Consider the following 9,806-nt stretch of genomic DNA (forward strand, 5'->3'; position numbering starts at 1 on the left):
CTGCGCCGTGGTCCGCAGGCTCAACCCGCCGAAGCCCGGCAACAACGAGCCCGCGCGATATCGGGCGGACCGCTGGAGACTCCCCCGCCCGAAGAAGAGCGAGTAGCAGCTCCTGGGCCGGCCCTTCGCCGTGGCATTTTCCTGGTCAGAGGCCGCAGCAGTGGACACGCCCAGGAAGGGGGGCGCGGTGGACGATCCTGAAGTTCTTGGCGGGCGGTCGACCAAACGATCTCGAACTCATCGGCCGACAACTGCCGCGGGTCGTGTCCCTCCCACTCGGAGATGGGCGGTTCCGCGGTGAGACCGTAGACGCTCTCGTATGCAGCTGACCGGCCGTCTCTTCCGGCTTCTTGCCACTCGGCCAGCGAGGCCGCAGTCAGAGCCCTGCTTCCGGGCTCCTGCAACTCGACCTGCCGGATTACATACCCATAGCTGTCCAGCTCGAATCGCGACGCTTCCTCGTCCCAGAAGCAGCGAACCCACCAGCGCGTCACTGGTTCACCGCGTCGAAGAGCTCGTCGTGCCAGCGCCAGCCGGCGGTGCCGTCGTCGTGGATGTGCAGCATGAACTCGGCGACGGGGCCGCCGTCGGGAAACGTCAGGGTGAGCGCGCTGCGTATCCGGGTGTAGCAGGCATCGGCCCGGTCCCAGTCCTCCTCGTCGACAGCCCGCTCCTGCTCACTGAAGAGGGGACGGAACTCTTCGAAACCAGGAAGTGTCTCGACCTCGGCGTGAGTCCAGGGCATATCGGCGCCGGTCACGGTCAGCCGGGCGATCTCCTGGGCGCCGTGGTGGAGCCGCCAGGTACTGCCGGTGCTGAGGTTCGGGTTGGTCATGTCTCCCATGATGACGATCGACGCTGACAGCCGGGGAGCCGTAACCAGCGAAGCGCTGATCAGCCGTGTGGTCCAAGTTCGGTGAGCTCGGTCAAGGTCCAGTGAGATAGGACAACGGGTCAGAGTCGGTCATCTGGTGCCCTGTTGTCGCTGTCTGGGTGCTAACGGCGTTAGCACCCAGACAGCAACTAACGCGGAAACTAGGCAAAACGCACCTAACGTGTGGCATGAAACCATGTTGGCGGCAGTATGCTGCCGCCTATGTCATCTCCCATCTCGGGAGGTGAGCGGGAGAAGCTCGTCTCCAAGCTGCCCGCTCACCTCCAGCAAGCTCTCAAGGTCCGCGCGGCGCAGCTCCAGACCGACATGCAGGACGCCGTCGCGGGTGGCATCCAGGCCTGGCGGGACTGCACGGAGGAACTTCCTGCGGTCAATACCGCGGGCGCCGACTCATTCGGTACCTACCTCCCCGAAGGCCTCTACGAGGATTTCAAGGTCGACTGCCGCCAGCGTGGCGTCTCCTACATCCAGGGGCTGGCCCAGTCGGTGGTCCTGTGGCTGGCCGACCACCCCGCCGGGGTACAGGACACAACCCGCCGGATCATCGTCTGCAACCAGAAGGGCGGTGTCGGCAAGACCGCGGTATCCGCCGGTCTTGCCCAGGCACTCGCGGAAGACCCGACTGCCGTCGGCGCCGCGGCCGGTGCGGGCATCGGTGGCCTGCGGGTGCTGCTCGTCGACTACGACCCGCAGGGGCACCTCACCCACCAGCTCGGCCTCACCGCGATTCCCGCCGGCGAGGAAAGCCTCATCACGCACATGCTGCACCGGGAGCAGGCCAAGCAGTCGCTCCTCGACCTGACCATCGCCATAGACGGTGACCGGTTCGGCGGTCGGCTCCGGATCCTGCCCGCCGCGTTCGACGCTTTCCTCCTGGACTCGGGACTCACCGTCTTCCGAGGCCCCCGCCACGCCGCTCTCGAGCGGGCCCTCGCCTCCCTCGAGGACGAGTTCGACGTCATCGTCGTGGACTCGCCCCCCAGCCTCGGCCTCGCCATGGACGCAGCGCTCAACTACGGACGCCAACGCGACGACGAGAAGCCGGGCGCCTCCGGCCTCGTCATCCCCGTCGAAGCCGAGGACACCTCCGCCCAGGCGTACGGGATGCTCATCCAGCAGATCGACTCCCTCTCCCGGGACTTCGACATCGCCATCGAGCAGCTGGGTCTGGTCGTCAACAAGTTCGACAGTCGGCGCGGTTACATCGCGACGTCGTCGCTCGACAAGTGGAAGTCCCTGGGCACTCCCCCGGTCCTCGCTGTGGTGCCCGATGTGAAGGAGCAGCGCGAGGCGGTCCGGAAGCAGCGCCCGCTGTTGGACTACGCGCCCGATTGCGAGCAGTCCCACCAGATGAGGCAGATCGCCCGGGGAGTGAGGATGCCATGAGCAAGGCGGACATGCTGGGGGACTCCCCCACCTTCAACGCGGTCGCCCAGCCCATGAGTAGCCGCGCGGCTTCCTTCGCAAGGTTCTCTGGTCAGGACGGCCCCGCTGCGGAACAGACCTCCACCGGCCCGACCGGGACGCTGCGCGTTGCCGTTGGCACCCTGGCCCACAACCCCTACAACCCGCGCGAGGAACTCAAGTCCGTTGATGACCTCGCTGACAGCCTGACGGCACGAGGCGTCATCCAGCCTCTTACGGTCGTCACCCGTCAGGCTTTCCTCACTGCCCACCCCGGCCAGGAGGAAGGGTTGGGAGAAGCCGCCTACATCGTCGTCGACGGGAATCGTCGCCTGGCGGCGTCGAACCTCGCTGGCCTGGATGACGTTCCCGTCCACGTCGACGACTCCCTCGCACAGGACGCCGACACCCTCCTGGAGACGGCCCTCACCGCGGCCGTTCAACACGAGAACCTCGACCCCTTGGACGAGGCGAAGGCTCTCCAGCGGCTCGTCCACGTCCACGGGTCCCAGCGTGCTGTCGCCAGGGCTCTGGGCAAGTCCAGTCCGTGGGTCACACAGCGCCTCGCGCTCCTCAAGCTCACTCCGGAGCTCCAAGAGGCGGTGGAGGACCGCAGCCTCCCGGTGGAGATCGCCCGTAACGTCGGCCAGCTCCCCGCACAGCAGCAGCAGAGCGCCGCGGAGGAAGCCCTGGCCAAGCGTGCGGCTGCCAAGCAGCGGAAGCAGGCAGGCGCCACGAGTGCTAACGCCGTTAGCACTCCCCCCGCTGCCGAAACGCGCGAGCAGTTCGTACCAAGTGCTAACGCCGTTAGCACCCCTGCTCCCGCTCTCGCTCCTGCTCCCGTAGGAGACACCGGCGACAGTTCGCGTTCCGAAGCGGAGCCCGAAGACCAGGCGCCCGCCGCTCCGCCAATGGACGAGCCCCACCTCGTCGACATCCTCAAGCTCCCCCGCGTTCCGTGGCACGACGGCAACGGAGTTGCCGATCTGATCTTCGAGAAGATGGATGAGGTCCAGCGCGAGGTTCTCCTTGAGCGGCTCCTCACCGCTCACGGCGACGGGTAGCACTCCTTCGAGCTCGCAGTGCGGAGCCCGCTGGGCCGTCTGGCCCGGCGGGCTCCGGTGCGTTGAGGGGGTGGGTGCTAACGGCGTTAGCACCCACCCGCAGCAGCGGCAGTACTGTCCGTGTCGGTCATGGTGGGCTGCCTCATCGGGCGATGACCAGCCGCATCGACGTTTGACGACCGTCTCTTTCGCCACATCGAAGATTGGCCACCACCTGGTGAATCGGCTTCCACGACTGTGCGCCTAGTGATCTGGTTTGGAGATCCTGTCGCAGTAGCGGCAGATGCGGTCGAGGATCTGGTCGGCGGTCTTGGTCCACTTAAAGGGCCGGGCCTCATCGTTCCAGACCTTGATCCAATTCTCGAGGGCGGCCTTGAGGTCGTCGAGGGAGCAGAACACTCCGCCTTCGAGGCAGCGTCGTTCCAGCTCGGCGAACCACCGCTCGACCTGATTGATCCACGACGAGTACGTGGGGGTGAAGTGGAGCTGGAACCAGGGATGTGCCAGGAGCCACTTGTGCACCACCGGTGCCTTGTGGGCGGAGAGGTTGTCACAGATGACGTGGACCGCCAGGCCAGGATCGGTCTGGCGGTCGATCTCGTCGAGAAAGTCACGGAAGTCCACGGCCCGGTGCTGCGCGGACAGTTTTGTGATCACCTTGCCCGTCGCGGTGTTCAACGCGGCGAACAGGTCGACGGTGCCGTGGCGGACGTAGTCGAAACTCCGCCGCTCGGGCACCCCGGGCAGCATCGGCAGCACCGGCGCGGTCCGCTCCAGGGCCTGGATCTGCGGTTTCTCATCCACCGCGAACACGACGGCGTTCGCCGGCGGGGCCAGGTAGAGGCCCACCACGTCACGGACCTTGTCGATCAGGAACGGGTCCGGTGAGATCTTGAACGTCTCGGTCCGCCATGGCTGCAGACCGAACGCATGCCAGATCCTCAGCACACTCGCAGGCGAGATCCCCACGACCTTGGCCAGCTCCCGCTTCGACCAGTGCGTCCCACCCGCAGGTGTCTCCTCAAGGGTGCGGACCACCACCTCTTCCACCTGGGCGTCGGTGATGCTCCTCGGCACCCCGGGCCGCAGTTCGTCCGCCAGGCCCTCCAGCCGGTCCCGCAGGAACCGGGTCCGCCATCTGGCCACCGTCTTGCGCTCCGTGTCCAGCCGCGCAGCGACCATCGTGTTGTTCCACCCACGCGCGCACGCCAACACGATCCGCGCGCGCTGGGCCAGGCCCTGCGCCGTTGAACGCCGCTTGGCCCAGCTCTCCAGCGTCAGTCGTTCAGCCTCCGACAGCACCACTGGCGGGAGCCTGTTATCGCCCATCCCACCAGGACACCGGACCGATCCGAGCCCCGTCAGGCAGAACCCAAGATCTGAAACAGAACACACCTCATGGGGCGAGCCCAGACCTCAAAACCAGATCACTAGCCACGTTGTCCCAGTACCAGACCGGCACCCATGACCTGCTGCCTGACGCGGCCCCTGAAGGTCTGCCGGAACTGGTGCCGGATGGCCTGGTTACGGTGGTCGGGTGAACGGATCGAATGCATCAGCCGGTGTACCAGCAACCCATTCCGTCGCTTTGCTGCCTCTCCTGGGTAGTGACGAGGAAGTCGTTGCCTTCCTTGCTGGCGTTGCAGACCTCGATGCGTCGAATCCGGCCGACTGCCTGTTGGGGGACGGGGCCCGACTCGCCTCCGGGTTCCGGCTGGAGCAGTTTGCGCGGGCAGCCTCAGGGGACGCCTTCTGCTTCGTCGGTGAGGGCGGCGAGGAACGCCCAGTGGTATACATCAGCCTCGACGGCGAGGCAGGACCGCTCGCTGCCGGACTGCCGGAGTTGGTTCGGCTGTGTCTGGTGGCACCGTGGTGGCGGGATGCCCCCGGACGAACAGCGCGAGAACTGCAGGCGGTCGGCGACCAATACCGTGAGGACATTCCTGACCTCGACCAGCGGCGCGACCGCGCGGCCCGGGCACTCGGTCTCGAGCCGGCGGAACTGCCATCCGAGACTGCCGTCTTGGCCCGGCTGATCGAACTCTCCCGAGGACCGGTCGCTGCGGCCTGCCTCGTCGTCGGATACGAGGCGGAGCCGCTCGACTCCCTGTTCGGTGTCACCCCCCTATCTCTGACTGACCACCTATCCAGGCCCCGACCGAATCGTGCAGTCTTCAGCGCCCAGGGCCGCAGCGGAGCAGGCCGACCGGGAGCCGCCAAGGATCATTGGACCGCTCCCCTGGCCAGGGGGCCCTTCGGCGGGGCTGTCGTAATCCGCTGTGTGGTGTCGTTGCCCGGTGTGAGCGGTAGGGTTCTTGGCCACATGGACGGAGGACCGAAGCGGGCAAAGCCAGCCGGGCTACAAGGGGATCGCAGCCGGGACGACAGCAGCGAGTGGAAAGCGGCCAAGGCTGCTGTGACTCCTTCCAGGAGGCGCTCCGACACACGTTGTGGAATCTCCGGTGACCCGTACGTGTGGATAGTCCACCGCTCAGTCATCGCCAAGGCCTTCGCCCGATGGGGACACATCCTGCTCCCCTGCTCCTGATCGCCATCGGCCTGCTCATAGTCATCGAAGGCGGTGCCTTCGGCTGGTGACCCGACTGGCACCACCGCAACCTGGCGACATCCAGGTGCCGCTCAAACCGGTAAACGGGCGCCGTCCATCCTCGGGCCCTGGCACACATCCGTGAGGGCACTCACCGGAGCTTGCCTCTGTGACATCACGCCGTCTGCAACTGCTGGACTACCCGGTCGACTGGCTCGTACGGCTGGCTTCTGCTCGCAGCTTGCGAGCTCGTTCGGCCGGCTGGTAATTCGGCCCGACCCCTTCGATCAGCAGTAGGTCGCCTTCAATGTGGTCGGTACGCAGGTGCAGGATGGTCCGGTAGGCGGGGGAGTCGTACCAGGCACGGGCCTCGGTCAGGCTGGGGAACTCGATCAGCACCATGCTGCCGGGCCAACTGCCCTCTACAACTTCGGCTGGCGGACCGTGAATGAGGAAGCGACCTGCGAACGGGTCCAGGGTCGCCTGGATGCTCTCCAGGTACTCAACGACGTCGGAGTGATTCCGGCGGCTGCGGAGATGAGCGAAGCCGTAAGCGGGCACCAGGAGGCTCCTTAGTTCCGGTGGGGAGTGAGGGTGACGACCACGAACGTAGCTGAGGGCTCTTGAACGGCGCGATAACCCCGGAGGTAATTGCCACGAGGTCGAGGAACCACTTGAGGCCGCCTGCAGGCCACCGCTTTACCTCTCACGGAATATCCGCCAGAAGCCATCCTCGTGACCAAAGCCAGCCGTAGCTACCGCAGCAGGAGACCGAGGCGGTCAGCCATTCAAAAGCGAGGGAGGCGCGAGCGACCCCACTCACTGAAGACACCGGACACTGCACGGGCGCTACAGGAAGGCACAACCACGGATCACTGCCAGCTGTACCTCAGCTCTTGAGTCACTCCCACCCGTGGTCCACCCAACGCCCCGCGTCGCCCAAGCTCATTCCGGAGCCACACGGTAGAAGTCCAAGCCCCCCAGCTAGATACCGGGTGCCCGGGCGCTCGTCGACTGTCTGGAGCGGGCCGCGCGGACGGGGGCGCCCGCGGCGGAGGGGGTCTCCCGGCTCGCGTCCGGGCTGCGGGAGGACCGGGCCCGCACGGCGGGCGCGCGGGCCCAGCAGGCGGCGGTCCTCGTCACCGCGCCGGTCGGGCTGTGTTTTCTCCCCGCATTTCTCGCGATCGGGGTCGCGCCGGTGCTGATCGGTATGGCCTCGGGACTTCTCTCCAACACCTGAAGTCGCATTGACCACAGGTATCAACAGCAGAAATCCACAGGAGGTTGCCATGAGGATCAGCTGGTTTCGTGCACGGACGGCACTGAGGGCGCGCGGGGGCGACAAGGAGATGCCCACGTCGGTTATCCCGGCACTGGCCGTGTCCCACATCACCGTGTTGCTCTACAGCCGGGCGTTGACTTAGGCGGGCGGTCGACCCAGAAACGCCATTATGCCGCTTTCGATTGCTCCAACGTGTCGGAGGTTACGCTCCGCGCGACTCATCACGCGGTGTCCAGTACCTTCGAGAGGTGGACCCCCCATGTGGCCCATCTTTCCAGCTGTCTCCGGCCGATGAGCTTGATGTCCTGGGATCGAGCGAACGTCTCTGCTGGTGCGGAGAAGTACCCGTTGGTGACTACGGCCACGACATCGGCGTTGTGGATCTGCCGCGCCGTACCGTTCAGCCTCTGAAGGACGGGGGACCCCACGGAGGCGTTCGTCTGGGTGTGCTTGCACTGGATGACGACGGTGCGTCCTTCTGGGGCCACGGCTATGACATCGGCGCCCAGATCGCCAGAACCCCCGCGACCCTGCTTGATCACGTATCCATCGCGGAGTGCGAGTGAGGCCACAGTTCGCTCGAACTGAGAGTGGTGCATGGTCTGGATCTGCTTCATCGTGAGGGAATCCGGACCCTGCCGGTATCTGATCAGCTCCGCTTCCTGCAGAGCGAGGGCGTGGGAGCGATCACGGTCACGTTCCAGTGCCCTGTCTACGCGGATCGACGCGTCGATGTAAGTGTCCCAGGGAGCGAATATCTCTTCGACGAGTGGTCGGTCGTCTGGGCGCGAAGTGCTGAATCGCTCGCGGATCCTCTCGATGTCGCCGTACTCCGCTCTCATCGCGTGCAGAACCCTTTCGGACTCCTGGCATGCTGCTACGGCCGGCTTGATCTCCTTGCGGAGGGCTTTGATCGTGTCGTAGGCGATATCCTCGACGTCCTCATCCACCGGCGTGGGGGACAGGGTATCGGCTTCCCACCGCTTCTCCGCCTGTTCCAGCTCAGTTTGTACTCGGCTTCGGTGATCTTCGAGGTCCTCGTGCAGTTTCAGGGCTATTCGTCCCTCCTGCATCCACAGAAAGGATGCGAGGAGATCGTCGTCAGCGGCCTGGCCGATGCACGAGCCCATGACCTTGCGGAGTAGGGGCTGGGTGTAGCGGGTGGGGACAACTGAAGCGTTTCGGTCGATGATCACCGGCGGAGGGTACCCGAGGCCACTGACAGTGCCTGGGCTGCACTTTGCTGGTCGGGCAGCGTTTCGTGCGTTCTCCTTGTCGTCCCGTTTGAGGATCTCGGACAGGGGGGTGCCCCAGGTTGCCCAACGCTCCAGGATCGGGCGGGCCATGAGATCGATGCTCTGGGAGGACGCAAATTTGAACGCCGGGATGGAGCAAGACCCGTTGGTGACGGCAAGTACGCGGGCGCCACGGTGCACGGGACGTGCCGTGCCGTTGAGCCGCTGGATGGCGGGTGAGCCGACCGTGGTCTTGGCCGTCCCGTGCTTGCACTGGATGACCACTCTGGTCTTGCCGTCAGGCGATGACGTCGGCGCCCAGGTCGCCAGCCCCGCCTCCCGCGCGTTCTATCGTGAAGCCATCTCGGCGCGCGAGCCGGGCCGCGAGCAATTCAAACGTGCTGAGATGCCGCGTATGCGCGATACATGCCCGAAGTCGTCGCGCATCTCCCGCCACGTGTCGGCGACCTTCTCCCGGTTTCGGTCGGCCTGGTCGGCTTCCCTCTGGACCGCTTCGCAGAGCGTCTGTGCATCGTTCCGTAGATGCTGAGAGCGAGACGCCCCTCGGTCGCCCAGCGGAAAGCCGCCTTCATGTCGTCCTCGTCGGCCTCGTCTAGTGCTCTGACCGGGAAGGTTCGCCGGGTTGAGGACGCTGGGCCACTCGCTGTTGTCAGAGGGAGGCCTGATGATGTTCCCAGCCAGTCGCATATCAGGGACGAGGGAAGACATGCCATCGGCATTGGAACGCCTCCAGGCGCTCCTCGGCGAGCCGGAGGAGGCTGCGCCGCGCCGGGCGGTGAGGTACTTCTGGATGGGCTGCCCTGGGCGGAGACGGCGACTCCCTGGGGTCACCCCACTCCCGACATGCACATCAGTCTTAGCGATCCTGGCCGCCGTGCCTACAGGTCGAGTCGCCAGTCTTGAGCTGCCAGGACATGGGATGGTGCTCGATCCGCCAACTCAACCGCTCACTCGCCAACTGAAGCGCTCAGCCACACCTTCGTTCCCGTCTCCCATCCCAGTAATCCGAGGGTGAATCGGCGGCCGAAAGGCCACCAGAGCCCGCCTGCGGGCCTGTCAGGTGATCCCGGGTCGATCCAATACCGGGCGTGCCGAGTTCGTTGACCGGATGGCCCGTTCTTGGTGTCGCTTTTCAGTAGTGATGTGCGAGTTGCCGGGTTAAGCCCTGCGTTGGAGTCCCGTCTCGTGATGTGCCCGGGATCCTGTCGGTGCGGGCCGCACCCCGGTAGCTCGAAGGCGAGTGCGCCTGGGCTTTGTCCCTCTGTGGTGTCGGGAGGGTAGGGGGTGTCGCTACCTTTGGGGCATGACTTCCAACTCGGCGCCTCGTTCTGGTGGGAGGACTGAGGTGCAGTGGACC

The 9,806-nt window shown here is 65.7% G+C and carries 8 protein-coding genes and 1 pseudogene; 4 read left to right on the plus strand and 5 right to left on the minus strand.

All coding sequences use genetic code 11. The features are described 5' to 3' along the window. Positions 1–490 precede the first annotated feature (490 nt). Positions 491–835, minus strand: coding sequence for a hypothetical protein (locus tag AB8A24_RS41985; RefSeq protein WP_331745616.1), 345 nt, complete (start codon positions 833–835; stop codon positions 491–493). A 261-nt stretch (positions 836–1,096) separates the two neighbouring features. Between AB8A24_RS41985 and AB8A24_RS41990 the strand changes: the two genes are divergently transcribed. Together AB8A24_RS41990 and AB8A24_RS41995 are read left to right on the plus strand one after the other, a co-directional pair. Beyond that, positions 1,097–2,281, plus strand: coding sequence for a ParA family protein (locus tag AB8A24_RS41990; RefSeq protein WP_331745613.1), 1,185 nt, complete (start codon positions 1,097–1,099; stop codon positions 2,279–2,281). Next, a complete protein-coding gene (locus AB8A24_RS41995) occupies positions 2,278–3,363 on the plus strand; it encodes a ParB/RepB/Spo0J family partition protein (protein ID WP_369479133.1) in 1,086 nt (361 codons plus the stop codon). The genes AB8A24_RS41990 and AB8A24_RS41995 overlap by 4 nt, the downstream gene beginning before the upstream one ends. Before the next feature lie 243 nt (positions 3,364–3,606). Here AB8A24_RS41995 and AB8A24_RS42000 read toward each other — a convergent pair whose 3' ends face one another. Next, entirely contained in the window at positions 3,607–4,692 is a 1,086-nt protein-coding gene (locus AB8A24_RS42000; RefSeq protein WP_369479134.1) for an IS630 family transposase, read from the minus strand. A 208-nt stretch (positions 4,693–4,900) separates the two neighbouring features. Between AB8A24_RS42000 and AB8A24_RS42005 the strand changes: the two genes are divergently transcribed. Then, positions 4,901–5,911 (plus strand): hypothetical protein, encoded by a 1,011-nt coding sequence (locus AB8A24_RS42005; protein ID WP_369479135.1) that lies wholly within the window; start codon positions 4,901–4,903, stop codon positions 5,909–5,911. Positions 5,912–6,109: 198 nt separating this feature from the next. On the opposite strand, the gene AB8A24_RS42010 is transcribed toward AB8A24_RS42005, so the two are convergent. Next, a complete protein-coding gene (locus AB8A24_RS42010; RefSeq protein WP_331745603.1) occupies positions 6,110–6,472 on the minus strand; it encodes a DUF1330 domain-containing protein in 363 nt (120 codons plus the stop codon). A gap of 427 nt (positions 6,473–6,899) precedes the next feature. Here AB8A24_RS42010 and AB8A24_RS42015 point away from each other — a divergent pair, with 427 nt between their 5' ends. Continuing rightward, positions 6,900–7,151, plus strand: a complete 252-nt coding sequence (locus AB8A24_RS42015) for a type II secretion system F family protein (RefSeq protein ID WP_331746093.1) — start codon at positions 6,900–6,902, stop codon at positions 7,149–7,151. Positions 7,152–7,414: 263 nt separating this feature from the next. Here AB8A24_RS42015 and AB8A24_RS42020 read toward each other — a convergent pair whose 3' ends face one another. Together AB8A24_RS42020 and AB8A24_RS42025 are read right to left on the minus strand one after the other, a co-directional pair. Further along, the gene (locus AB8A24_RS42020; RefSeq protein ID WP_369479136.1) at positions 7,415–8,389 is read right to left on the minus strand and encodes a restriction endonuclease; all 975 of its coding nucleotides are present in this window, start codon (positions 8,387–8,389) and stop codon (positions 7,415–7,417) included. A 183-nt stretch (positions 8,390–8,572) separates the two neighbouring features. Continuing rightward, positions 8,573–8,713: pseudogene (locus AB8A24_RS42025) on the minus strand (restriction endonuclease); the annotation flags it as partial. Positions 8,714–9,806 lie beyond the last annotated feature (1,093 nt).

Source organism: Streptomyces sp. BF23-19, from assembly GCF_041106355.1.
Taxonomy (GTDB): domain Bacteria; phylum Actinomycetota; class Actinomycetes; order Streptomycetales; family Streptomycetaceae; genus Streptomyces; species Streptomyces virginiae_A.